This window comes from Pseudomonas sp. JL23 (assembly GCF_056933585.1).
This window is the reverse complement of the sequence record NZ_CM167795.1, coordinates 4,203,173-4,229,120: the sequence shown is the minus strand read 5'-3', so window position 1 is coordinate 4,229,120 and position 25,948 is coordinate 4,203,173. Positions and strand designations below refer to the sequence as shown.

Sequence of the window (25,948 nt, the reverse complement as noted above, 5' to 3'; positions counted from 1 at the left end):
GGCGATGAACGGTTGCAGGTGCTCGTAGCCCGCGCGTGGCCGATGCCTCGGTGATGCCGACGCTGATCGCCGGCAACCCCAACTCGGTGTGCATCATGATTGGCGAGAAGGCGGCCGATATGATTCGACGCGCTTGAATTGATAGGCTTCTTTCGTGGGACCGGCTTTAGCCGGGAAGGCTTATTCCCGGCTAAAGCCGGTCCCACAGGGGCACGCAACGACATAACCCGCAACACTTGTAAGCCCCGAATATCGAGGGCTGTAGGACGATTCTGAAGTTTCCCGATATGCTCTGTCAGCGCTTGTAGATGTCTTCGCAGGCGACTAATTTGCCGCCTGTCGCTGGACTCAGCGACAGGGTTTAGTCGCCCGTTTTCGTTGGCAAGTTGTCGCCATTAATCACCGGTGTCTCTGATGCTGCAGTGGTGTTTTATGGTGGCTGTGTACGGGGCACCTTCGGGTGCGCCGGATGCCTCGGACCGGTCGACTAACCCGTGCACAGCCGCCACCCGATCGTTTAGTCGCGTAACAGGTGGCTTCACTCTACGAGGAATAGCCATGAATCATTCAATTAACGACCTGTTCACCCTTAACCCGGATATCAAAACCGAAGACGCCCTGATCTTCGCCTCCGAATACCTCGACGGCGTTGCCGCCATCTTTTACGAAACCGCCGAAAACGCCACCCTCGAATACCGACCCCTGGCGCGCTCGGCGATTCAGCAACTGGATGTGGTCAGGCAGGTGATCGAGGCATTGGCGACAAGGGCGCAAAGCCCCGCGTAGGGCACACAAAACGCTCTTCATTGCGGGTGAAATCATCACCCCATCCGCCCACCCCCCAATGCATCGCGCTGCATCGATTGCAGGTTCTTCTCGATGGTCTCGCAGATGGTTTCCATCTGGATCTGGTGCTCGCTGGAGTGAAACGGGCTTTGCAGGTCGGTGCCGATACGTTCGATAGCGAGCAGCATGAAGCCGACCACAGTGGAGGCCAGGGGGGTGAACCAGCCCAGGGATTCCACCAGGCCCACCGGTACGATCAGACAGAACAGCGAAATGAACAGGCGCGGAAAATACACGTAGGGGTAGGGCAACGGTGTATTGGCGATCCGCTCCATGCCGCCCTGGGCGTTGGACAGCTCGACCATGGTCGATTCCAGTCGCGCCAGGCGGATACTGTCCAGGCTACCGGCCTTGTACTGCTGGGCCAGCAGGGCGGCAGAGCCGTTGAGAATGTCGTTGGCGAAGTTATTGGTTGCACCGTTGCGGGCGAACTCGTCGGCGGGAATGAAGGCCTGAATTTCCGTCGGGCAAGGCTGACCCTTGAGGTGGGCCGCCAGACAGTTGATATAGGCCACATGGCGTCGTAGCAAAGTGGACTTCACCGGGTTCACTTCAGCGCCGTGATCATCCAGCAGAGTCAGCACCTGGCGGGCAAAGCTGCGCGAATTATTGACCATCGCCCCCCATAGCGTGCGCGCCTCCCACCAGCGGTTGTAGGCGCTGCTGTTGCGGAAACTGATCAGCACCACCAGTGCCGAACCGAGCAGGGTCAGAGGCATCAGCGGCAGATTGATCTTGGTATTGAGCACCAGCATGAAATCAACGGTGACGGCGATATCCCAGAGCAACAGCCAGAACAGCGCCCAGCCGACGTAACCCATGGTCTTGATGATCAGACGGTACTTCTTGACGATGGCAGCTTTCAACGGAAACCTCACGATGAGCAAAAACACAGATGCTCTGGATCGGACGGCCATTGGCCATGAAAGGTTCGCGACAGGGGCTGAAGAAACGTTGAATCAACGGGGTTTGGGTGTTGGCGAGCGAGCGAAACGCCGCGCGGTTGTTCTGCCTGGGGCAACCGCCCGTTTTGTCCTTGCTGACCGGCTCCTACACAGATAACCAACTAAACTCAACTCCGTCCCCCTCACAGGGACTTCCAATACGTGGTTTATTCACCCGACCACCGCCAACAGTTGTCAGGTTCTCTACGCCCGTGCCGACGGTGGCCTTCTGACAGGAGGTTATGCAATGGACGAGGCGAAACTTTATGCGTTCATGGGCAAGCTGGTGTCCGATATGGGCGCGGCCGGCCTGCTGGCCAATGTGATGGTTGGCGACGAACTGGGGCTATACAAGGCCATGGCTGACAGTCAGCCGATTACCCCCGAGGCCTTGGCAGGCAGGACCGGTTGCAACGCGCGGCTGCTTCGCGAATGGCTCAGTGCCCACGTAGCGTCCGGCTACATGGAACATTACGACGGCCAGTTTGTATTACCCGAAGAACAGGCCCTGGCCCTGGCCATCGAGGAGTCACCGGTTTATGCAGCCGGTGGCGTGATGGTGGTGGCGTCGATGTTTCACGACAAGGACAAGCTGGTAGCGGCCATGCGTGGTAATGGCGCGCTGGCCTGGGGCGATCATCACCCTTGCATGTTCAGCGGCACCGAGCGTTTTTTCCGGCCGGGGTACAAGGCCTATCTGGTCGACCAATGGCTGCCAGCGCTGGATGGGGTGGTCAACAAGCTCAAGGCCGGGGCCAAGGTAGCGGATATCGGTTGCGGGCACGGGGCGTCAACCATCGTCATGGCCCAGGCATTTCCCGCGTCGAATTTTGTCGGCTTCGACTATCACGCACCCTCCATCGTCACGGCCACCCGGCGTGCCGAAGAAGCGGGTGTCAGCGACCGGGTCAGTTTTGTCGGGGGCACCGCCAAGAACTTTCCCGGCCAGGATTACGACCTGATTTGCTACTTCGACTGCCTGCACGATATGGGAGACCCGGTTGGCGCGGCGAAACATGCCCATCAGGCGCTGAAGGACGATGGCACCGTATTGTTGGTGGAGCCTTTTGCCAACGACACACTCGACGCCAATATCAACCCGGTGGGACGGCTTTTCTATGCGGCATCGACCTTTATCTGCACGCCCAATTCGTTGTCGCAGGAGGTGGGGCTGGGTCTGGGCGCACAGGCCGGTGAGGCGCGGTTGCGCAAGGTATTGACCGACGCAGGCTTTAGCCACTTTCGGCGTGCCTGTGAAACCCCCTTCAATCTGATTCTGGAGGCACGCAAGTAGACTCAGTGCCGGGCAGGGCAGAAGCGCCTGTCCTGTCAGCCCAAAAGCTTTTACTGAACTTCGCCCGAGGCTCGCCAGTCAGCTCTGTATGACGATCATAAGGCGATAAATCCATGCATATCTCGTTGCAGCAGCAAGTGGCACTGGTGACCGGTGCGAGTTCAGGATTGGGCGAAGGGGCCGCCAGAGCATTGGCCGCTGCCGGGGCCGCAGTGGTAGTCAATTACAATAGCCACGCCGAGCCTGCGGAAAAACTGGTCGAGGAAATTCGTGCTGCGGGCGGCCAGGCGGTAGCCATTGGCGCCGATGTTTCCCAGGAAGAACAGGTCGAAAAACTGTTCGCCCAGACGCTGGAACACTTCGGTCATCTGGATATTCTGGTGGCCAATTCCGGGCTGCAAAAGGATGCGCCCCTGGTTGATATGAGCCTGGCAGACTGGAACACGGTGATCAACGTCAACCTGACCGGGCAGTTCCTCTGCGCCCGTGCCGCCTTGCGTCAGTTCATCAGCCAGGGCATGCGCCCCGGAGTGTCCCGGGCCATGGGCAAGATCATTCATATGAGCTCGGTACATCAGCTGATTCCCTGGGCCGGGCATGCCAACTACGCGGCTTCCAAGGGCGGTGTCGATCTGCTGATGCGCAGCATCGCCCAGGAAGTCGGCGAGCAGCATATTCGGGTAAACAGTATTGCCCCCGGCGCGATCCGTACCGCGATCAATCAACAGGCGATGCAGGGCGACGGCGAGGCCAAAATGTTGAAGCTGATCCCCTATGGCCGCGTCGGTGAAGCCGAAGATGTCGCCAATGCCGTGGTCTGGCTGGCGTCCGATCTGTCGGACTATGTGCACGGCACGACGCTGTTTATCGACGGTGGCATGAGCCTGTATCCGGAGTTTCGCGGCAATGGCTGATCTCCTCGAAGAAGCGCAGAACCCCATCGAGAACCATGGCATCATCGGCGATATGCGCGGCGCTGCTCTGGTGGCGGATACCGGTAGCATCGATTTCTGTTGCTGGCCGGATTTTGACAGCCCATCGATTTTCAGTGCGCTGCTCGACACCACCGCAGCCGGGATCTTTCAGCTCGCCCCGGATTTGCCCGACGCTCGTCGTCAGCAGATTTACCTGCCGGACACCAACGTATTGCAGACGCGCTGGATCGCTCAGGACGCGGTGGTGGAGGTCACTGACCTGATGCCCGTCGGTCAGAATGAAGACGATCTGCCCCGCGTGGTGCGGCGCATCGAGGTGCGCTACGGCAAGGCCAACGTACGCATGCGCTGCCGCGTGCGCATGGACTACAGCCGCGCGCGGATGGAAACCCATATGGACGGCGAGGATGTCTGCTTCGTTGCCCAGGGCCAGCCGGGCATGCGATTGTCAGCCACTGTCGGCTTGCATCTTGAGCAGGATACCGCCGTGGCCGAATTCGCCATGGAGAAGGGCCAGATCATCGAGTTCATTCTCGGTGGCATCGACGACCCTCAGGTCGCGGCCGGGCATTGCAGCCGTTATTTCACCGACACTCTGGCCTTCTGGCGACGCTGGAGCGGGCAGTCGGAGTATCGCGGGCGCTGGCGGGAAATGGTCAATCGCTCGGCCCTGACCCTCAAGCTGCTGACGTCACGCAAGCATGGTGGAATCGTTGCCGCCGCCACCTTCGGCCTGCCGGAAACCCGTGGCGGTGAGCGCAACTGGGATTATCGCTACAGCTGGATCCGTGACGCCTCGTTTACTGTCTACGCCTTCATGCGCCTGGGCTATGCCGACGAAGCCAATGCCTTCATGGGTTGGGTCAAGGGGCGCATGGGCGATTGTTGTGCGGACTCGACCAGGCTGGGCATTCTCTATGCCCTGGATGGCCGCGAAGAGCTGCCTGAAGAGCATCTGCAACACCTGACCGGCCATGGCGGCGCGACCCCGGTACGTATCGGTAACGAGGCTTACAAGCAGACCCAGCTGGATATCTACGGCGAGCTGATGGATGCGGTGTATCTGGCCAATAAATACGGCGAAGCGATTTCCTACGAAGGCTGGAAACACGCTACGCAACTGGTGGATCACGTCTGTGAGCACTGGCAGGACAAGGATGTCGGCATCTGGGAAATGCGCGGTCAGGATCAGCATTTCCTGCATTCGCGGCTGATGTGTTGGGTGGCCCTGGATCGTGCCTTGCGTCTGGCCTTCAAGCGTTCCCTGCCGGCGCCTTTCGATCGCTGGGACGCCCAGCGTCAGGCAATCCACGACGATATCTGGAAGAATTTCTGGGATGCCGATCTGGGTCATTTCGTGCAGTACAAGGGCAGCCGCAACCTGGATGCGTCGATGCTGTTGATGCCGTTGGTGCGCTTTGTCGGCGCCAGTGACCCGCGCTGGCTGGCAACTCTGGAGGCAATCGAAGGCACGCTGGTACGGGACGGCCTGGTCTATCGCTATCGCAACGATGATCAACATGATGATGGTCTGACCGGCGAGGAGGGCGCCTTTACTGCCTGCTCATTCTGGTATGTCGAATGCCTGGCCCGGGCCGGTCGGGTCGAACAGGCTCATCTGGAGTTCGAGCAGTTGCTGCGCTATGCCAATCCCCTGGGCTTGTATGCCGAGGAGTTCGACGAGCATGGCTGCCACTTGGGCAATACGCCCCAGGCCCTCAGCCATCTGGCGCTGATCAGTGCGGCGAGCTTTCTGGACCGCAAACTGGATGGCAGCAAGACCTTGTGGCAGCCCTGAGCACAGGATAAAGGGGCCATTGCATGCATTGTGGGACCGGCTTTAGCCGGGAGGGCGGCATATCAGGCGATAGAATTGTATCGGTCCTGCCTGCGCCTTCCCGGCTAAAGCCGGTCCCACGTGGGTTTTATGTTTGCCGCTCGGCCATGCGGTGTCGAAGATGGCGCGGGATCTCCTGGCGAAAAAACGCATTGATTCAACCGGCCTGTTCAAGGACAGTTGCCCGCTTGGTTGAGTCACTCAGGGAAGCGTTACATGGCGTTCAGGGTATTGGTGGTCGGCGGCTACGGGAATTTTGGCAGTATCGTGTGCAGGCATCTGATTGCAATGCCCGGTGTCGAACTGGTGATCTCGGGCCGCGATCCGCGCAAGTTGCAGGCTAAGGTCGATGAGTTGCGGGCGTCGTCGGGCAAGCCCTGCGAGAGTTGGTGCGGCAATGCCATGGGCGCTGAATTTAATTCCGCCCTGGGCGCGTTGGGTATCCAGTTGGTCATTCATACCGGCGGCCCGTTTCAGGGACAGTCCTATGCCGTTGCCGAGAACTGCATCGCGGCCGGGGTGAACTACTGCGACCTGGCCGACTGCCGGACCTTCGTCAGCGGCATTGCCGCACTGGACGTTCGCGCCCGTGAGGCCAGGGTGGCGGTCCTCAGCGGTTGCAGCTCGGTGCCAACGCTGTCCTCAGCCCTGATCGATCAACAGCGCCATCGCTTCCAGCGCATCGACAGCATTGAACATGGCATTTCCTCGTCGGCAAAGATGCCGGGCCTGTCGACCATCGAAGGCGTGCTGGCCTATGCGGGTAAACCGATTCGCCAGCTCAAGGATGGCCAGGTGCATGAAGTGTCGGGCTGGCAGGGCTTGAAGCTGCGCAAGATGCCGCAGCTGGGAACCCGCTTGCTGGCTAATGTCGACGTGCCGGACCTGGATATTTTCGCCGCCCGTTACGGCGCTCACACCCTAAGCTTTCAGGCCGGAGCCGGGTTGAAACTGGCCGGTATCGCCAACTTCCTGCTGGCCCAGGCAGTCAAGTCAGGTCTGGTCCGTAATCACGCGCCGTGGGCTGCCCGGCTGCATCGTTGCGGGCTGTTGTTTGAACCGCTCGATGACGGCAAGAGCGCGATGTTCATTGACGTACACGGGCTTGGCACTGACGGCAAACCCCTGTCCATGACCGTGCAGTTGACGGCGAAAAACGGCAAGGGCCCGGAAATTCCCAGCTGCGCCGCCGTGGCGCTCGCGGCGAAACTGGCCGGGGGTTATCTGCCTGGGCCCGGTGCACGGCCGTGCGTGGGGGAAATCAGCGTCGAGGAATATATGGCGGCGATCAACGAGCCCCAGAGCTTGAGCATCGCGGTGGAGTGTTCTGATGGAACCGTTTCGCACTCATAGGCTGGCCTCAATGTGCTTTGCCGACCTTGAGATTCTGCGCGGCTTCAACGACCGTACGTGGCAGCGGACGCGGCGCCCGGGCCAGATACAGCCCCAGCACGCCACCGAGCAGCAGTGCCGCCGAGACCATCAGCAGGGCGTAGTCATAGCTTTGCGTGGCGTCCTTGATCCAGCCCATCACCGGTGGCAGGCCGAGGCCGGCGATATTGGCGATGGAGTTGATCAGGGCAATCGAGGCGGCCGCCGCAGCGCCGGACAGGTACTCGGTGGTGGTCGCCCAGAACACCGGGGTCGCCGCCCAGTTCAAGCCCACCGCGACCACCAGCAGGGCATAGGCCAGCCACGGATTACTGGTGGCCACGGCCAGGGCCAGTAGCGCCCCGGCCAGCATCAAGGGCACACCCAGGTGCCAGCTGCGTTCGCGCTTGCGGTCGGAGTGAGTGCCGTTGAGATACATGAAAATGCAGGCAAACAGGAAGGGTAGGGCTGACAGCACGCTGACGGTAAACGACGCCTGCCCGGACACGGACTTGACGATCAGCGGCAGAAACAGGGTGATGCCGATGGTGCCGAACGCCTGCAGCAGCCAGAACAGACTGAGCAGCCATACCTGGCGGCTGCGAAACGCGGTCTGCCAGGCGGCGTGATGGCTGATGGGTGAGGTCGCCTGTTCGGCGGCGATAGTGCGGCTCAGCCATTCTTTCTGGTCCGGTTGCAGCCAGTGGGTGCTTTGCGGCGTTTCCGGCAGGTAGCGCAGCACGACAATGCCCAGGACCACCGCCGGTATCCCTTCGAGCAGGAACAGCCAGCGCCAGCCGCTGACGCCAAAGTGCCCGTCCAGGTGCAGGAACGCGCCCGACAGCGGTAGGCCGATCACCGAGGCCAGGGCCGCGCCGATATAGAAGAACGACATGGCCTTGGCCCGATCACTGCGCGGGTACCACTGCGAAAGGTAATAGATGATCCCCGGCGTAAAACCGGCCTCGGCGGCGCCCAGCAGCAGGCGCATGCCGTATAGCTGGTTGGCGCTCTGCACCAGGCTCATGCCGGCGGCGACGATGCCCCAGGTGATCATGATCCGCGCAATCCAGCGCCGTGCGCCGACTCGAGTGAGGATCACGCTACTGGGCACTTCCAGCAGGATATAGGTGAGGAAGAACAGACCGACACCAATGCCATACATACGGGCAGTGAGGCCCAGTTCGGCGTTCATCTGCAACGCGGCAACGGAGATATTGGACTTGTCGATATAGGCGACCATGTACAGCAACATCAGGAAGGGAATCAACTTCAGGTTGAGGCGCTTCATGGTGCTCGCGTGCAGACCCGAGTCGGCGAATGGCGGATGCATGTGACCTCCCTGTTTATTGTTATGAGAGTGGTAGCGGTTGCATCGGTTCACCTTAGACGAGGTTATCGGATGACTCAATATATGATTTTATATCCCATATATTGGGATTTTATAATTGTCGGTTAACGCAACACTCGCTGGCCGATCTGCCCATTTTCGGCGCAACTGATCCCTACTGTGGCGATGGAGTGCGAAGCGCTCTCAATACTTCAGTGACTGATCCATTGCTATCGCCAGCAAGCCGGCTCCCACAAAAATATGCGTGGGATGGGTTACAACCCCAGACAAATCGCTCCAACCGCCACCACCACGCATACCGCCCAACGCTTGGCGCTAACGGCCTCACGCAGAAATACCCGGCCAATCAGCACCACCATGACCACACTGGTCTCGCGCAATGCCGAGACCATGCCCATGGCGCCGGACTGTAACGCCCAGATCACGATGCCGTAGGCACCAATGGACACCAGGCCGCCGACAAAGGACGAGGTGACGGCCGCAGGGTTGCTGCGAATAGGCCCCAGCAGCCCGGTAATCCCGCGCCTGGCCACGAACACCAGTACCGTGCCCCAATAGAACGTGAACATCCACAGGGTATAGGCCAGGGCCTGGCCGTCGGACTGGCGCACGCCAATACCGTCGATCACGGTATACAGGGCGATGATCGCGCCGGTGGTCAGCGCCGTCAGGGCGGCGGCACGGGAGACGTGACGGTCGAGCAGGGCCAGGGTCAGGATGCCGCCGGAGATCAGGGCGACGCCCAGGGCATGGATCGGCGTAATGGCTTCATGGGCAAACAGCGCGGCGCCAAGGGCCACGAGTAAAGGCGACGAGCCTCGGGCAATGGGATAGGCCACCGCCAGGTCGCTGCTGCTATAGGAGCGCACCAGGTTAATGTTGTAGACGATATGCACCAACCCGGACGCGACGATATAAGGCCACGCCGCTGCGGGCGGTAACGGCAACATCAGGGCCGCGACCGTGGAGATCAGGGCAATGGCAATGCTCATCCAGGCCATGGACAGATAGCGATCGCGATTGCCGTGCAGCATCGCGTTCCAGCTGGCATGGAGCAGGGCGGCCAGGAGAACGAGGCCGCCGGTATAACTGAGCATGGTGTTTTCCAGATCGAGGGGATTGTCAGCAAAATATCTATCTTGGTGTGAGCTGACAAACCAGTTAAATTGCTTTTTTACATCAGTAAAACTATCGCGAATGACCAGGCTTATCCCCCCGCTCAATGCCTTGCGCGCTTTCGAAGCAGCAGGGCGGCTCGGCAGCTTCAAGGAAGCGGCCGCAGAACTGCACGTCACCCAGGGCGCGGTAAGCCAGAGCGTGCGCCTGCTTGAGGACTGGTTCGGTGCGCCGCTGTTCGAGCGGCACAATCGGCGCGTGCTGTTGACTCCGGCAGCCAAGGCCTACCTGGAGGCGATCGGGCCGTTGTTCGAGCAATTGGCCCAGGCCACGGCACGGTTCGGCTCCCCGGATAATGCACCGCAGGTTTTGCGGGTGAATGCTTTGGCGTCGTTCACCTTGCGCTGGCTGGTGCCGCGATTGCAGACATTGCGCGTCGAGCATCCCGCCATCGATGTGCGGGTAGAGACTTCGAGCAAATCGGTCGAAAGCCTGAAAGACAGCTGCGACATCATCATTCGCGGCGGGCCGGACACCCTCTATGGCTATTCGACCCGGGTGTTTCTCACCGAGGAGCGCCTGCCGGTCTGTAGCCCGGCACTGCTGCAACGGCTGCCACTGCATACCCCGGACGATCTAAGGCAGCACACCCTGCTGCACACCTCAAGCCTGCCAAGGCTCTGGCCCGACTGGCTGACGAGCGTAGGGACACCCCGGCTAAAGCCCGCGGCTGATATGGTTTTCGATCACTTCTACCTGACCCTGCAAGCGGCCATAGGTGGTCTGGGCATCGCCATGGGGCCTGTGGCGTTGGTGGCCGACGACCTCAAGACTGGACGGCTGGTAACGCCTTTCGACGGGCCACGCCTGCCATCACGGAGCTACTGCGCCTATGTGCCGGTGGAGAAGCTGGAGGATGAGGCGGTGCAGTTGTTTTGTGCGTGGCTGGAGCGGGAGGGTGTGGGATTGCCAATATCAAGCGCGACGCCAATGTCTGAACTGAAATGAAAGGTGTGGGCCTCGTGACTGGGCAACCTTGCAATATCAGCGCTTGCTCACCGTCTCATCCCACGGCGTCAGCGCTGGAAACAGCTCGCTCAGAAAGGCGACAAATGCCTTCACATTCGGGCTTCCCCGGCGACTCTGCGGCCATAGCGCAGTGATGGTGAACCGCTCCACCGTGAACTGCGGTAGCAGGGGCACCAGCTCACCGCGTCGGACGTAGGGTGCAGCTACATAGTGAGGCGAGATACCGATACCGCCGCCAGCGGCCAGTATAGCGGCGACCGCATCGCTGAAATCGGCAGTGATTGCAGCCTGTGGGCTGACTTCCAGTTGCTTCTCGGCGGCCTGATAAGGCCAGCGCAGGCTTTGTCCCGAACTCTGGTAACGAAAGTTGACGCATTCGTGGTCGGCCAGATCCTCGGCGATCACGGGAGTGCCTTTGCGACGCAGGTAATCGGGGGAAGCAAATGCGCCGATGCGATGCGGCCCCAGAGACCGAGAAACCAGGCGCGAATCCGCCAGGTTGCCGACCCGGATCGCCACGTCGATACCTTGCTCGATAATGTCGGTCACCTGATCGCTCAGCCTCAGGTCGATCAGCAGCTTGGGATAGCGCTCGCGAAAGCGCGGCAGGGCCGGTGCGAGGATATTCAGGCCGATGGGCGCAGGCGCAGTGATCTTAAGAGTGCCGGAAGGCTCGGCCCGTGAAGCGACCGCCGCCTGATCGATCTCTTCCACTTCCCGCAGAATTCGCAACGCACGCTCATAGATATCCCGGCCTTCAGGCGTCAGGGTCAGTGAGCGGGTGGTGCGGGTAAAGAGCTTGAGGCCGAAATGCTCTTCGAGGCGCTGCACGCTTTTACTGACAGCCGAAGGCGACACCGACAGCGCTCGCGCTGCAGCGGTGTAACTGCCCAGTGAGGCGGCGCGGGCAAATGCGATGAGACCGGTCAGGCGGTCCAAACCAATTTGTTCCTTCATGGCATTAGTAAAGCGACTTGTGCCCCAATTATCAATCCTTTCGCTAAACCTTAGTCTTGCTCCATCGAACGCCATTCAGGGGTTCCACAGGAGTTTCAGCATGACCATTACGCAATCACTGCCATCCACGCTCACCGACCGCACTGTGGTTATTTTCGGCGGCACTTCCGGCATCGGCCTGGCCGCAGCCATACAGGCCAAAGCGGCGGGGGCCAGAGTGATCGTCATCGGCTCCAATGCCGAGCGCGCCCGGCAAGCGGCACAGGACAATGGTCTGGACGGCTGGCGTGCCGCCGATGTGACCCGCCGCGAGGCCATCGAAGTGGCACTGGCTGACATTCCCAAGGTCGATCATCTGGTGCTGCTGGCCGGTACCTTTGTCGTCGGCACCGTGCTGGTTGCGCAAATCGACCATCTGCGCGGGGCCTTCGAGGAGCGTATCTGGGCCGCCCTGCACGCGATTCGTGCCCTGGGCGACAGGTTGGCGAAAGATGGCTCGATCACCTTTATTTCCGGCGCCCTGGCTGATCGCCCGAATGCCTACGGCACGGCGGTGATCGGCGCGGCATCGGCGGCTATGGAAGCATTGGCGCGGGGCTTGGCCCTTGAACTGGCACCTATTCGCGTCAACACCCTGTCCCCCGGCCCGATCAATACGCCGATCTTCAGCAAGGCGTTGGGCGAGGGGCGTGATGCTTACGTGGCGTCTCTTGAGCAGGGTTTGCCGTTGCGTCGGCTTGGCACTGCGCAGGAAGCGGGTTCGGCAGCGGTATTCCTGATGGCCAATGCCTATATGAATGGCGCCGTGCTCAATATCGATGGTGGCGCGCGGCTGGTGTGATCCTGTTTGCGTTGGCTTGAGCAGGAGGGACATCGGGTCACGGCCTTAGCCATGACCCGAACAGGCATCAGCCCTTGATAAACGCCAGCAAGTCTTCGTTGATGACTTCCGGGTGAGTGGTGCACATGCCGTGCGGATAGCCTTTGTACACTTTCAGCGTGCCGTGCTTGAGCAGCTTGATGGACAGCTCGGCCGAGTCTGCAATTGGCACGATCTGATCGTCGTCACCGTGCAGAACCAGGACCGGCACGCTGATTTTCTTCAGGTCTTCGGTGAAGTCGGTTTCCGAGAACGCCTTGATGCAGTCGTAATGGGCTTTTGCGCCGCCCATCATACCCTGGCGCCACCAGTTTTCCTTGATGCCTTCAGACACCTTCGCGCCCTCGCGGTTGTAGCCGTAGAACGGCACGGGCACTTCCTTGTAGAACTGCGCGCGGTTGGCCGCCAGCGCCGAACGGAAACCGTCGAACACCTCGATGCCCAAGCCGCCGGGATTGTTGGCGGTCTTGAGCATGATCGGCGGCACGGCGCCGATCAGCACGGCTTTGGCAACGTGGCCGGCGCCGTGTTGCGCAACGTAACGGGCAACTTCGCCACCGCCGGTAGAGTGGCCGATATGCACGGCATTGGTGAGTTTCAGGTGCGCAACCAGCGCGGCGACGTCTGCGGCATAGGTGTCCATGTCGTTGCCGGTGGAGGTTTGCGTCGAACGACCATGGCCGCGACGGTCGTGAGCGATCACCCGGTAGCCCTTGGAGACGAAGAACAGCATCTGTGCGTCCCAATCGTCGGAGCTCAGCGGCCAGCCGTGATGGAAAACGATGGGCTGACCCGTGCCCCAGTCTTTGTAGAAGATCTCGGTGCCGTCGCGGGTGGTGAAGCTGGTCATTTCGTCTTGTCCTTTTTTAGTCGGTGTCGAAGTCGCTGCCTGGGCGGTATTGCTGCCTATTGCCATGGCGGAAAGCGAGCCTGCGGCCAGCGCAGTCGCGCCCACCTTGAGCACCTGTCGGCGTGAACTTGATGGGTTATTGTTTGGATCGGACACAGGGCCTCCCGCTCTCGGTATCGCACGAGAGTCAGACTCAGGACGTTGGCTCAACCAGCGAGCATTGAGGGTGAAGTGCAAAGCGCGGTCGCGGCGCACATTGCGGCAGATTGAGCTTGAACCGCCCTGCAAGGCCTCGATGTAACGTGCGTGCTTTTACTTGGTACGCCGCGCTGTCACGCAGCAAGCACCGGCTGCGTGGGAGCGGGTTTGCGCGACGAGGGTCAAGACGGTATCTACAGGAGTCGCATTCGAATCCGATTGAGGGGGTTGTGTTTTACAGGCACCGCCGCACGGTATGAATGGGCGCTTACACCTGCACCCGCTGACCCATGGCCAGCCAGATTTTTTCCTGCAACTGCTGTTCGGTAAAAGGCTTCTGCACCACGCTGGAGTTGTCCAGGCCGAGGACGTCGGTGTCGGCATAGCCGGTGATGAAGACGATAGGGATTCCCGGCTGTGCCTTGCTTATCAGGGCGGCAAGCTCGCCACCGGTCATGTTGGGCATGGCGTAGTCGGTGATCAGCAGATCGACGGCAGGGGACAGTTTGCTCAGGGCGTCGATACCGCTGCTGGCCTGTAGCACCATCAAGCCGAAAGACTCGAGCATGGTTGCGGTCAGGTCCCGTACGACAGGGTCGTCATCGACCAGCAATACCGTGCGCGTGCCCATGGTCCGGGCGTCGCGGGCCGGGCCGGGGGCCGGGATGATCGGGGTGGACAGGCCGTCGATTTTCGGCAGGTACACGCTGACCGTGGTGCCAACGTTCAGCTCGGTCTCGATCCGCACGCCACCGCCCGACTGTTTGGCGAAGCCGAATACCTGAGCCAGACCCAGCCCCGCGCCCTGGCCAACCGCCTTGGTGGTGAAAAACGGTTCGTAGGCCTTCTTCAGGGTTTCTTCATCCATACCGCAGCCGGTGTCAGAGATGGTAAACACCACATAGCGGCCCGGCTCCGGGTCTTCAGGACGCACGGCAGGCACCTTGACCGTTTCGTTGTGGGTGCGCAGCTTCAGAGAGCCAGCGGTGGAAGCCATGGCGTCCCGGGCGTTGATGGCCAGGTTGAGGATGATCATTTCGGTCTGGGTCGGGTCTGCCGAGGCGGTCCACAGGCCGGGAGAGAGCGACAGGTCAACCCAGATATTGGCGCCCAGGGCCTTGCTCAGCAGGCCCTGCATGTCCTGGATGGTGGTGTTCAGATCCACCGGGCAGGGTTGCAGGCGCTGGCGGCGGGAGAATGACAGTAACTGAGCGGTGAGCCGCGCACCGCGTTCCCCGGCTTCACTGATGTGCTTGAGGCGCGTGGGGACCTTGTCCAGCTTGCCGCGTTCGATATCGCGGCTGGCAAAGGTCGCGCTGGTGAGGATCACGGTGAGCAGATTATTGAAGTCATGGGCCACGCCCGCCGTCAGTTGCCCGACGACCTCGAGGCGCTGCATCTGTTGCAGCGTGGCTTCGACCCGCTCGCGCTCCTTGATCTGCTCCTGCAAATGCTTGTTGGCCGCTGCCAGTTCTTCGATCACGGCGCGCTCTTCGGTGATGTCGCGCACCGCTGCGTACATCAACCCGTTCTCCGGCACTATGGTCCAGGACAGCCAGCGATAATCGCCGTTGCTGTGGCGCATGCGATTGACAAAGCGGGTTGAGACATTGCCCGAGGCGATGCTTTGGGTTTCCTTGATCGTCGCATCCAGATCAAGGGGGTGAATCAATTCCCACAGGCGCAGGCTGTTGATCTGCTCCCGCGACCAGCCGAGTGCCGATTCCCAGGCCGGGTTAAAGGCAATCGGCGTCATATCGAAGCGCAGTACCGCCAGCAGTTCCCGTGACAGCTCCCAGGTGCGGTCACGTTCGCGGGTACGCTGTTCGACCCGCTGCCCCAGGGTCTCGGTCAGTTGCACCAGTTCCTGAGTGGCGACCCGGCGCTCGCTGATATCCTGGATGACCCCGGTAAACTGCACGCAGCGGCCGTCCCGGAAGGTCGAACGCCCGTTGGAGAGCAGCCAGCGAATGCGGTTGCCGGGCAGGACGATTCGATATTCGGCGTTGAAGGCCGAAGCCTTGCTCAGGGCCAGGTCGATCTTTTCCTGCAGGGCGTCACGGTCATCCGGATGGGTGAGGTCAATCATCTGGCCCATTTGAAAATTGCCGATGGGTGGCAACTCGTACAGCGCCCGGCAGCGTTCATCCCAGATGACTTCCAGGTTGTCGATATTGACTTCCCAAACGCCCATTTCTGCTGCTTGTATGGCAATCCGCGCACGGGCTTCGACGTCTTCCAAGGCCGACTCGGCGGCCTGGCGCTTCTCGCGCTCGCGCACTTCCAGCACGGCACGACGGATCGCCTTGGGCAAGACTTTGAGGTTCTGCTTGAGTACGTAATCGACCGCGCCCAGGCGCATGGTCTCTATGGCCTGCTGCTCGCCGAACATGCCCGAGAGAAAGATGAAAGGCGTTTGCGGGACGATCTGCTTGGCCACTTCCAGCACTTCGGTGCCGGATGAGGAGGGCAGCAGCACATCGCAGACAATGACGTCGAACTTCTCCCTGCCCAGGGCTTCAGCGGCGCTGAGGTGGTCGTGCACCACCACCGGCTCGACCTGCAGCTCATTGGCTTCCAGGGTAAGCAGGGTCAGCTCTACGTCATAGATGCTGTCTTCAACGAGCAGCAGCTTCACTTTTGCCAGGGGCATGGCCGTACCACTCTCGGGTTTCAACGTCAGGATTTCGGGCGTTTTACGACGCGGGTCGAGCCGGGCGGGGGTTCATTGAGCACGGCCCAGAAGATTCCCAGGTCAGAAATGGCGCCAACGAACTCCTTGAAGTCTACAGGCTTGACCACGTAGGCGTTCACGCCCAGTTGGTAGGCCCGGTCAAGATCGGGTTCTTCCCGTGAAGAGGTCAGCATGACCACGGGAATGCTGCGCAGGCTGTCGGTGTTGCGCACATTCATCAGCACTTCAAGGCCATCGATCTTTGGAAGTTTCAGGTCGAGCAGCAGCACCGCAGGATTGCCTTCGACCCGGTCGGCATATTCATTTTTCCTGAACAGATAATCGAGCGCCTCCGCGCCGTCACGCACCACCACAACCTCATTGGCCAACTGACTGCGCTCGAGCGCCACCAGGGTCAATTCAAGGTCGTGGGGATTATCTTCTACCAGGAGTATCGGTTTGAGCATGTATGGCCTCATTGACCAGCAGGAATAGGGGTTGCAAGTGTTTTTCTGGGCAGAGAAAAATAGAAAGTGGCGCCGTTGTCCGGTACGCCTTCGGCCCAGACGGTGCCGCCATGGCGTTCGACGATCCGCCGGACATTAGCCAGGCCGATGCCGGTGCCTTCGAATTCTTCCATGCGATGCAGACGCTGGAATACCCCGAAGAGTTTTCCAGCGTACTGCATGTCGAAGCCGACACCGTTGTCGCGGACACTGACAACGAAATCGTTTGCGCGCTCCTGTACGTCGACTTTAATGGTCGCGACGGCGCGATTGCGAGTGTATTTGATGGCGTTGGCAATCAGATTGCGCATGGCCAGATGCAGGAACGCCGGGTCGGCGACGACAACCGGCAGCTCGCCGAATGACCATTCTATGATGCGGCCTTCATAGTCCGGACGCATTTCCAGCTGGATTGACGCGATCATGGCCGACAAATTGACGTCTGAGAGATGCATGGCCGCGCGGCCCATCTGCGAGAAACTGAGCAGGTTATCGACCAGCGTCCCGGCAAATTTGGCAGAGTCGCCAATGGTGCCGAGAAAGCGCAAGCCGCGCTCGGAAAGGTTGGAGCCTTCGATGTCCTCAAGCAGCTCCGCATAGCCGGCGATATGCCTCAGCGGTGCGCGCAAGTCATGGGAGACGCTGTAGGAGAACGATTCGAGTTCTTTGTTCGAGCGTTTCAGGTCTTCCGACAGTTGTGCCAGCTCTTCGGCTTTGCGCAGTACGATCCCCAGTACTGCCAGGCGCAGTTCCTGCACGCCTTCGATTTCATTGGCATCCCAGGGCGTGGAGAAACCTTCGACGATCTGCTGCCATTGCTCGAAGCTCTGGCGCGGGTTGAGCGAGCCACTGTCGGCGACGGTTTTTTCCGGACGGCCGGCCCAATGCACGACCTGGGGTTGTTCCGGCTTGAACCAGATCAGGTAGTGCGGATGAATCTCGGAAATCGACACTGCCAGGATGCCGCAGGCCGAAGCACTCAGCCCGACGATTGCCGGTATGTCCCGGCCGACATTGTCGGTATGGAAGAACTCGGATCCACCTTGCTCTGCCAGCCAGCCTGCCAGCTCGCGGACCTGGGCCTTGGACGGCGTACGGCCATAGACATCGCAGCCGGACCCGGAAACCACCGCAGCGCCGGCGGCGCCGACGAAGTTGACGAAAATGTCCGGCAGTGAGCGCAGGCCCAACAGCACACTGTCGTGATCGGCAATGGCGCCAAGCAGTTGGACGATGCGCTGGCGAATTGACAGCATCCGTTCGTTGCGAATGTGGGCTTCGCGCGTCTCGACCTGCAACGACAGTACCCGGCCCAACAGCTCGCAGGCGGTACGGACCTGGAAGTTTACTGGATGAGGCGCGCTGTGATGGCAAGAGATCAGGCCCCACAGCTTGCCGTCGACGACGATGGAGATCGACATGGACGCCAGGGTCTTCATGTTGCGCATGTATTGCAGATGTACCGGTGACACGCTGCGCAGGGTTGAGAAACTCAGGTCCAGCGGCTGCCCCGTCAGCGGATTGTCTGCGGGCAAAAGTCGAGAAGGCTGGTAATGAGCGTCTTCGATCACCCGGATACGATTGGCGCAATACAGCTGACGGGCCTGTGCGGGAATATCGGAGGCGGGGAAGCACAGCCCCAGATAGCTCGGATAGCCCTCGTCGAGCAATTCGGCATTGACCAGGCCATTGCCGTCGCTATCAAAACGGTAGGATTTTACCCGGCCAAAACCGGTCATGTGCTTGATGACACGCACCGCTCGGACGCACAAGGCTTCCACGGTTTCGAAATCCGAGACGCCACTGATGAAAGAACGCACCAGTGGATACAGTCGCGAACTGGACCCGGACGCCGGGCCCGGACGCTGGAATTCAGCGATCAATACACCATCATGGCGATGCAGCATCATTGGCACATGCTGATGTTGCGCGCCCACCAGGAAGCTGACATCGCCTACGTGGTAGGGCTGGGATTCCTCGTCGTCCAGTTCGCCCAGCAGTTCAATGAAGGTCGCAGCGTCGTCCACGATGGCATCGAAGCGGCCAGCCAGCAGCTCGGCGCTGCTGATGCCCAGCCATTGAGGGAGGTTTTCGCTGATCTGGCGGATCGCCAAGCCCGGTTCTTCAATCACCATCATGAAACCCAGCGGTTGAATGCTGCCGGGCGTGCGAATCTGTTCCCGGGCACAATTGGCCAGTGCGAGCTGAAATGAGTCAGTCGTTTCGGGGCTGGTCAAGATGTCCCTCCATTAGGCGCGCGGCAGTGGGCGGGGGTCGACAGACTGACCAAGGTCGCTCACATGTAAAAAACCGGTGACAAAGTAACAAATCCGACAGCCTTGAGATTGAAAAATTTTCTGCGCCAGCGTTGGAAAGCGGCGGCCCATCCTGGGCCAGGGACCAACTTGTGCATGGGGCGTTTGACCCATATCAGCCTCTAGACAGCTGGGGGTATCGATCCGTTCAACGGCCAATGAGGTTTGTTTGCCATCATGGTTGCCAGTATCGATTCGATCAGTGGGACCGGCTTCAGCCGGGAATGCGTCTTCCCGGCTGAAGCCGGTCCCACCGGTACCTATGCAACGCGCGCCTATCATCAGATCTGCCCCAGCAACCACCCGCGAAACGCCGCCAGCGACGGTAGCATTTCATTGCGCGGCGGGTAGGTCAGGTAATAGCTGCGCTGACTGGCAAAGGGCTGGCCGAGGCCGATCAGTTCGCTGCTGGTCAGTTCATCGGCCACCAGAATGCGCGGCACCAGGCCGATCCCGATACCGGCCCTGACCGCCTGGATCAGGTGCGAAGTCAGTTCGAAGCTCGGCCCCAGGCGCATCAGGCGGTGGGGCAGGTGGTGATGACTGAACCAGTCACCCCAGACATTGGGGTTGTTGGCGACGTTGAGCAGCATCAGCTCGCCGATGCGCTCCGGCGTCCAGTCGCCATGGGCCAGGGCGGCTTCCGGGGAGATGATCAATGCCAGCTCTTCGGCATGCAGGCGGTGGCTGATCAGGCCTGGCAGGTCGGCGGTGCCGACGACGATGGCGGCGTCGATGCCGCTGGTATCGAAGTCGATGGCGTCGATCCGCGAATTGATATGGATGAGCATGCCGGGATGGCTCTTGTAGAAGCCATGCAGGCGCGGCAGCAACCATTTCGAACCGAAGGTCGGCAGCGTGGCCAAACGCAGGGTACCGCCACCGGACTGGAAGGCCATGGCCTGCAAGGTGGCGCTACGGATCCGGCCCAGGGCCTCGCTCATCTCTCGCTGGTACAGACGGCCGACATCGGTCAGTTGCACCTGGCGGCCCTCGCGACGAAACAGGGTCAGGCCCAGTTGCTGCTCCAGGGCCTGGACCTGACGGCTCACCGCGCTCTGGGTCAGGGACAGCTCCACTGCGGCGCGGGTATAGCTTTCATGACGGGCGGCGGCTTCAAAGGCCAGCAGCAGCGACATGGAGGGCGTGAGGTGGCGGTAATTCATTCAGAAAAGTCATCGATAGCGGCAGGAATATCCATTTGTCCTGCGCCATAACCTCCGGGATCATTGGCACAGACCAAGATCCGAGGCTGACCGATTAATGCCCGGACGACAAGTATTTTGCTTTTTTCCGTGATCAGACCGACAAGAGGCCATCCCATGATGATCGCCCAGCTGACTGGCGCCGCCCCGGCGCCGCAGTACCCTGAATTTCTCGACGCCCTGCGCGCCAGCGGTTTCCGTGGCCAGCTCAGTGCCGACTACGCCACGCGCACCGTGTTGGCCACGGATAACTCGATCTATCAGCGCCTGCCTCAGGCGGCGGTGTTCCCGCTGGATGCCGATGACGTCGCGCGCATTGCCGCGCTGATGGCCGAGCCGCGCTTCCGTCAGATCAAGCTGACCCCACGGGGCGGTGGCACCGGCACCAACGGCCAGTCGCTGACCGATGGCATCGTTGTCGACCTGTCGCGGCATATGAACAGCATCCTTGAAATCAATGTTGCCGAGCGCTGGGTACGGGTGCAGGCCGGGGTGGTCAAGGACCAGCTCAACGCCGCCCTCAAGCCCCACGGGCTGTTTTTCGCCCCGGAGTTGTCGACGTCCAACCGCGCCACCGTCGGCGGCATGATCAACACCGATGCCAGCGGCCAGGGCAGTTGCACCTACGGCAAGACCCGCGACCATGTGCTGGAATTGCATAGCGTGCTGCTTGGCGGCGAACATCTGCATACCCGGCCGTTGTCCGACGCCGAACTGGACGCCGCCTGCGCTCAGCCAGGTCGCAGCGGTGAGGTCTATCGCAGTGCCCGGCAGATCCAGGAAACCCAGGTCGAACTGATCGAGGCGATATTCCCCAAGCTCAACCGCTGCCTGACCGGCTACGACCTGGCGCACCTGCGCGACGAGCAGGGCCGCTTCAACCTCAATAGCGTGCTGTGCGGCGCCGAAGGTTCGCTGGGTTACGTGGTCGAAGCCAGGCTCAATGTCCTGCCGATTCCCAAGTACTCGGTGCTGGTCAACGTGCGCTACAGCAGCTTCATGGATGCGCTGCGTGACGCCAATGCCTTGCTCGCACACAAGCCGCTGTCCATCGAAACCGTGGACTCACGGGTATTGATGCTGGCGATGAAAGACATCGTCTGGCACAGCGTTGCCGAATATTTTCCGGCCGATGCCGAGCGCCCGACCCTGGGTATCAACCTGGTTGAGTTCAGCGGCGACGAGGTCGACGAGGTCAACGCACGGGTAACGGCGTTCGTCGCGCATTTGCAGGCCGACACTACCATCGAGCGTCTGGGTCATACCCTGGCTGAAGGTGAGGCGGCGGTGACCCGGGTCTACACCATGCGCAAGCGCTCGGTGGGCCTGCTGGGCAATGTCGAGGGCGAGATTCGCCCGCAGCCGTTCGTGGAAGATACGGCGGTGCCGCCGGAGCGTCTGGCCGACTACATCGCCGAATTCCGCGCCTTGCTCGACGGTCATGGCCTGACCTACGGCATGTTCGGCCATGTCGACGCCGGGGTACTGCATGTGCGCCCGGCGCTGGACATGAAAGACCCGGCCCAGGCCGCGCTGGTCAAGCCGATCTCCGATGCCGTCGCCGAGCTGACCCAGCGCTACGGCGGCCTGCTCTGGGGCGAGCATGGCAAGGGGTTGCGTTCGGAGTATGTGCCGGCGTTTTTCGGTGCGTTGTACCCGGCGTTGCAGGCGCTCAAGGGCGCCTTCGACCCGTACAACCAGCTCAACCCCGGCAAGATCTGCACCCCGCCGGACGCGGCCGAGGGCCTGCTCAAGGTCAACGAAGTCACCCTGCGCGGCGATCTCGACCGGCAGATCGACGAGCGCGTCTGGCAGAGTTTCGGCACCGCCGTGCACTGCAATGGTAACGGTGCCTGCTACAACTTCGATACGAATGACGCGATGTGCCCGTCGTGGAAAGCCACCCGTGAGCGCCAGCATTCGCCCAAGGGCCGGGCGTCGTTGATTCGTGAGTGGCTGCGTCTGCAGGGTGCGGCGAGCATCGACGTGCTGGAAGCGGCGCGGGGCAGGGCGTCCTGGCTCAAGGAGCTGCCGACGCGGCTGCGCAACAACCGGGCGCGGTCTCGCGGTGACGCGGATTTTTCCCACGAAGTCTATGGCGCGATGGCCGGTTGCCTGGCGTGCAAGTCCTGCGCGGGGCAATGTCCGATCAAGGTCAACGTGCCGGAGTTTCGTTCGCGCTTTCTGGAGCTGTACCACGGCCGTTATCAGCGTCCGCTGCGTGACTACCTGATCGGATCGCTGGAATTCAGCATTCCTTATATGGCTTACGCACCGGGCCTGTACAACGCGGTGATGGGCTCGAAGTGGGTCAGTGGCCTGCTCGAACGCCACGTCGGCATGCTCGACAGTCCGCTGATCCATCGCTACAACCTGCAGGCCACGTTGAGCCGCTGCAACGTGCGCGCCGCGACTTTGCCAGCGCTGCGGGAACTGAGTGATGAGCAACGCCAGCGCAGCGTGGTGCTGGTGCAGGACGCCTTTACCCGCTATTTCGAGACGCCGCTGCTGGCGTCTTTTGTTCAGCTGGTCCATCAGTTGGGCTATCGGGTGTTCCTGGCGCCTTACAGCGCCAACGGCAAGCCGCTGCATGTGCAAGGGTTCCTCGGTGCCTTCGCCAAGGCCGCTACGCGCAACGCCACCCAGCTCAAGGCCCTGGCCGACTGTGGCGTGCCACTGGTGGGGCTGGACCCGGCGATGACGCTGGTCTACCGCCAGGAATATCAGAAAGTGCCGGGCCTGGAAGACTGCCCGAAAGTGCTGCTGCCCCAGGAATGGCTGATGGACGCCTTGCCTGAAGCAACAGCGTCGGTGGCCCCGGCCGCGTTCCGCCTGATGGCCCACTGCACCGAGAAAACCAACGTGCCGGCCAGTACCGGGCAGTGGGAGAAGGTGTTCTCGCGTCTCGGGTTGAAGCTGACCACCGAGGCTACCGGCTGCTGCGGCATGTCCGGCACTTACGGCCACGAAGCGCGCAATCAGGAGACGTCCCGGACCATCTTCGAGCAGTCATGGGCGACCAAGCTGGATAAGCAGGGTGAGGCGTTGGCAACCGGCTATTCGTGCCGCAGCCAGGTCAAGCGCATGGCTGACCGGCAGTTGCGGCATCCGTTGGAGGTGCTGCTGGAGCGGCTGCTCGCCTGATGCATTGTTAGTGTGGGACCGGCTTTAGCCGGGAAAGCGATATGGCAGGCGATAGGAATTTATCGACCCTGCCGGCGTCTTCCCGGCTAAAGCCGGTCCCACAAAAGCATCGCAACGCAGTGCTGATTGTCGACCCACAACACATAGCCAAAGACTTCCCGCAGAAAAACCGGATAATGGCGGCCATTCGTTTGCTCGCTTATTGATGGTAATGCCACATGGAAATCAAGGTTAATTTTCTCGACAACCTTCGACTTGAAGCCAAGTTCGATGACTTCACGGTGATCGCCGATCAGCCCATTCGTTACAAGGGCGACGGTTCGGCACCGGGGCCGTTCGATTACTTCCTGGCTTCGTCGGCTCTGTGTGCGGCTTACTTCGTCAAGTTGTACTGCGATACCCGCAATATCCCCACCGATAACATTCGCCTGTCGCAAAACAATATTGTCGACCCGGAAAACCGCTACAACCAGATCTTCAAGATCCAGGTCGAATTGCCAGCTGACATCTCGGCCAAGGACCGCCAGGGCATCCTGCGTTCCATTGATCGCTGCACGGTCAAGAAAGTGGTGCAGGCCGGGCCTGAGTTTGTGATTGAGGAAGTGGAAAACCTCGATGCCGATGCCCAGGCGCTGCTGATGCCGAGCCTGGCGTCCGGGGCCAGCACCTTTATTGCGGGCAAGGACCTGCCGCTGGAAGAAACCATCGCCAATATGTCCGGCATCCTTGCGGGCCTGGGGATGAAGATCGAAATTGCCTCATGGCGCAATATCGTGCCCAACGTCTGGTCTCTGCATATCCGCGACGCCCATTCGCCCATGTGCTTCACCAATGGCAAGGGTTCGACCAAGGAAGGCGCACTGGCTTCGGCGTTGGGCGAGTTTATCGAACGGCTGAACTGCAACTTCTTCTATAACGATCAGTTCTGGGGCGAAGAGATCGCCAATGCGCCGTTCGTGCATTATCCGGACGAGCGCTGGTTCCAGCCGGGTCCGAAGGATGAACTGCCGAGGGAGATTCTCGACGAATACTGCCTGGAGATTTTCAACCCTGATGGCGAGTTGTTTGGCTCCCATCTGTACGACACCAACTCCGGTAATATCGAGCGCGGTATCTGCTCGCTGCCGTTTGTGCGCCAGTCCGACGGCGAAGTGGTGTATTTCCCCTCCAACCTGATCGAAAATCTGTACCTGAGCAACGGCATGAGCGCTGGTAATACCCTGGCCGAAGCCCAAGTGCAGTGCCTGTCGGAAATCTTCGAACGCGCGGTCAAGCGCGAGATTCTCGAAGGCGAACTGGCGTTGCCCGATGTGCCGCAGGAAGTGCTGGCCAAGTATCCCGGCATTCTCGCTGGTATCCAGGGCCTGGAAGAGCAGGGCTTTCCGGTGCTGGTCAAGGATGCCTCGTTGGGCGGCCAGTTTCCGGTCATGTGCGTGACCCTGATGAACCCGCGCACCGGTGGCGTGTTCGCTTCGTTCGGCGCGCACCCGAGTCTGGAAGTGGCGCTGGAGCGCAGTCTTACCGAACTGCTCCAGGGCCGCAGTTTCGAGGGTCTCAACGATCTGCCGCAACCGACTTTTGAGAGTCATGCGGTGATGGAACCGAACAACTTCGTCGAGCACTTCATCGACTCCAGCGGTGTGGTGTCGTGGCGCTTCTTCAGTGCCAAGGCCGATCATGAATTCGTCGAGTGGGATTTCTCCGGCCAGGGCGAAAACTCCAATGCCGAGGAAGCTGCGACCTTGTTCGGTATTCTCGAAGAGCTGGGCAAGGAGGCCTACATGGCGGTCTACGAACACCTGGGCGCCAAGGCCTGCCGCATTCTGGTGCCGGCATACTCGGAAATTTATCCGATCGAGGATTTGATCTGGGATAACACCAACAAGGCGCTGTTCTTCCGCGAAGACATCCTCAATCTGCACAGCCTGGACAACCGTGACCTGAAAGGGCTACTCAAGCGCCTGGACGAAAGCGAGTTGGATGATTACACCGACATCACTACGCTGATCGGCATCGAGTTCGACGACAACACCGCCTGGGGTCAGCTGACGATCCTCGAGTTGAAACTGCTGATTCAGCTGGCCCTGAAGAAATACGACGACGCCAAAGAGCTGGTCGAGGCCTTCCTGCAGTACAACGACAATACCGCCGAGCGCGGCCTGTTCTATCAGGCGTTGAATGCGGCGCTGGAAGTGCAGCTGGATGGTGACCTGGATATGCAGGACTACGAAGTCAATTTCCGGCGCATGTTCGGCAACGAGCGCATGGACGCCGTGCTGGGTTCAGTGGACGGCAGTGTGCGCTTCTATGGCCTGACCCCGACCAGCATGAAGCTCGAAGGCCTCGACCGGCATCTGCGTCTGATCGACAGCTATAAAAAGCTGCATGAGGCGCGGGCTCGATTGGCAGGTTGATTCGGCCGCAAGCGCTGAACAAAAAAAGCACCGCGCTGAAAGGCGGGGGAGTGGACTGCATCGTGCGCTAAGCGGTGTGAAT

General features: G+C 60.7%; 18 protein-coding genes and 1 pseudogene. 10 read left to right on the top strand and 9 right to left on the bottom strand.

The window, feature by feature from the left end; all coding sequences use genetic code 11:
- Window positions 1–26 precede the first annotated feature (26 nt).
- Window positions 27–137 (top strand): annotated as a pseudogene (locus AC1Z24_RS19600) (hypothetical protein); the annotation flags it as partial.
- Between the two features lie 421 nt (window positions 138–558).
- Complete coding sequence (locus AC1Z24_RS19595) at window positions 559–786, top strand: hypothetical protein (RefSeq protein WP_483742283.1); 228 nt, start codon at window positions 559–561, stop codon at window positions 784–786.
- A 35-nt stretch (window positions 787–821) separates the two neighbouring features.
- Here AC1Z24_RS19595 and AC1Z24_RS19590 read toward each other — a convergent pair whose 3' ends face one another.
- Window positions 822–1,712, bottom strand: coding sequence for a bestrophin family protein (locus tag AC1Z24_RS19590; protein ID WP_483742282.1), 891 nt, complete (start codon window positions 1,710–1,712; stop codon window positions 822–824).
- Between the two features lie 325 nt (window positions 1,713–2,037).
- Between AC1Z24_RS19590 and AC1Z24_RS19585 the strand changes: the two genes are divergently transcribed.
- From AC1Z24_RS19585 to AC1Z24_RS19570, 4 genes are all read left to right on the top strand, one after another.
- Complete coding sequence (locus tag AC1Z24_RS19585) at window positions 2,038–3,084, top strand: class I SAM-dependent methyltransferase (protein WP_483742281.1); 1,047 nt, start codon at window positions 2,038–2,040, stop codon at window positions 3,082–3,084.
- 113 nt (window positions 3,085–3,197) lie between these two features.
- On the top strand, window positions 3,198–3,998 hold the full coding sequence (locus AC1Z24_RS19580) for a glucose 1-dehydrogenase (RefSeq protein WP_483742280.1): 801 nt from the start codon (window positions 3,198–3,200) through the stop codon (window positions 3,996–3,998).
- Window positions 3,991–5,817, top strand: coding sequence for a glycoside hydrolase family 15 protein (locus tag AC1Z24_RS19575; protein ID WP_483742279.1), 1,827 nt, complete (start codon window positions 3,991–3,993; stop codon window positions 5,815–5,817). Before AC1Z24_RS19580 ends, AC1Z24_RS19575 begins: the two co-directional genes overlap by 8 nt.
- A gap of 255 nt (window positions 5,818–6,072) precedes the next feature.
- Window positions 6,073–7,209, top strand: a complete 1,137-nt coding sequence (locus AC1Z24_RS19570; RefSeq protein ID WP_483742278.1) for a saccharopine dehydrogenase family protein — start codon at window positions 6,073–6,075, stop codon at window positions 7,207–7,209.
- A 7-nt stretch (window positions 7,210–7,216) separates the two neighbouring features.
- Here AC1Z24_RS19570 and AC1Z24_RS19565 read toward each other — a convergent pair whose 3' ends face one another.
- A complete protein-coding gene (locus tag AC1Z24_RS19565; RefSeq protein ID WP_483742277.1) occupies window positions 7,217–8,560 on the bottom strand; it encodes an MFS transporter in 1,344 nt (447 codons plus the stop codon).
- A 272-nt stretch (window positions 8,561–8,832) separates the two neighbouring features.
- Window positions 8,833–9,675, bottom strand: a complete 843-nt coding sequence (locus AC1Z24_RS19560) for an EamA family transporter (protein ID WP_483742276.1) — start codon at window positions 9,673–9,675, stop codon at window positions 8,833–8,835.
- Between the two features lie 100 nt (window positions 9,676–9,775).
- Here AC1Z24_RS19560 and gcvA point away from each other — a divergent pair, with 100 nt between their 5' ends.
- Window positions 9,776–10,702, top strand: coding sequence for a transcriptional regulator GcvA (gene gcvA / locus AC1Z24_RS19555; protein WP_483742275.1), 927 nt, complete (start codon window positions 9,776–9,778; stop codon window positions 10,700–10,702).
- 36 nt (window positions 10,703–10,738) lie between these two features.
- On the opposite strand, the gene AC1Z24_RS19550 is transcribed toward gcvA, so the two are convergent.
- Window positions 10,739–11,662 carry a LysR family transcriptional regulator gene (locus AC1Z24_RS19550; RefSeq protein WP_483742274.1) on the bottom strand — a complete coding sequence of 308 codons (924 nt, stop codon included), beginning with the start codon at window positions 11,660–11,662 and terminating at the stop codon, window positions 10,739–10,741.
- 118 nt (window positions 11,663–11,780) lie between these two features.
- On the opposite strand from AC1Z24_RS19550, the gene AC1Z24_RS19545 reads away from it, so the two are divergent.
- Window positions 11,781–12,521: an SDR family oxidoreductase gene (locus AC1Z24_RS19545; protein ID WP_483742273.1), complete on the top strand. Its 741-nt coding sequence runs from the start codon at window positions 11,781–11,783 to the stop codon at window positions 12,519–12,521.
- A gap of 67 nt (window positions 12,522–12,588) precedes the next feature.
- Here the strand turns inward: AC1Z24_RS19545 and AC1Z24_RS19540 are convergent, their stop codons facing one another.
- From AC1Z24_RS19540 to AC1Z24_RS19520, 5 genes are all read right to left on the bottom strand, one after another.
- A complete protein-coding gene (locus tag AC1Z24_RS19540) occupies window positions 12,589–13,410 on the bottom strand; it encodes an alpha/beta fold hydrolase (RefSeq protein WP_259107987.1) in 822 nt (273 codons plus the stop codon).
- A 466-nt stretch (window positions 13,411–13,876) separates the two neighbouring features.
- Entirely contained in the window at window positions 13,877–16,261 is a 2,385-nt protein-coding gene (locus tag AC1Z24_RS19535) for a response regulator (protein WP_483742272.1), read from the bottom strand.
- Between the two features lie 26 nt (window positions 16,262–16,287).
- Window positions 16,288–16,749 (bottom strand): response regulator, encoded by a 462-nt coding sequence (locus AC1Z24_RS19530; RefSeq protein WP_483742271.1) that lies wholly within the window; start codon window positions 16,747–16,749, stop codon window positions 16,288–16,290.
- Between the two features lie 8 nt (window positions 16,750–16,757).
- Window positions 16,758–19,025, bottom strand: coding sequence for an ATP-binding protein (locus tag AC1Z24_RS19525; RefSeq protein WP_483742270.1), 2,268 nt, complete (start codon window positions 19,023–19,025; stop codon window positions 16,758–16,760).
- Window positions 19,026–19,384: 359 nt separating this feature from the next.
- Window positions 19,385–20,269 carry a LysR substrate-binding domain-containing protein gene (locus AC1Z24_RS19520; protein WP_483742269.1) on the bottom strand — a complete coding sequence of 295 codons (885 nt, stop codon included), beginning with the start codon at window positions 20,267–20,269 and terminating at the stop codon, window positions 19,385–19,387.
- Window positions 20,270–20,428: 159 nt separating this feature from the next.
- Here AC1Z24_RS19520 and ydiJ point away from each other — a divergent pair, with 159 nt between their 5' ends.
- Complete coding sequence (gene ydiJ, locus AC1Z24_RS19515; RefSeq protein WP_483746669.1) at window positions 20,429–23,452, top strand: D-2-hydroxyglutarate dehydrogenase YdiJ; 3,024 nt, start codon at window positions 20,429–20,431, stop codon at window positions 23,450–23,452.
- A gap of 218 nt (window positions 23,453–23,670) precedes the next feature.
- On the top strand, window positions 23,671–25,866 hold the full coding sequence (locus AC1Z24_RS19510) for an OsmC domain/YcaO domain-containing protein (RefSeq protein ID WP_483742268.1): 2,196 nt from the start codon (window positions 23,671–23,673) through the stop codon (window positions 25,864–25,866).
- The last annotated feature ends 82 nt before the right edge of the window (window positions 25,867–25,948 follow it).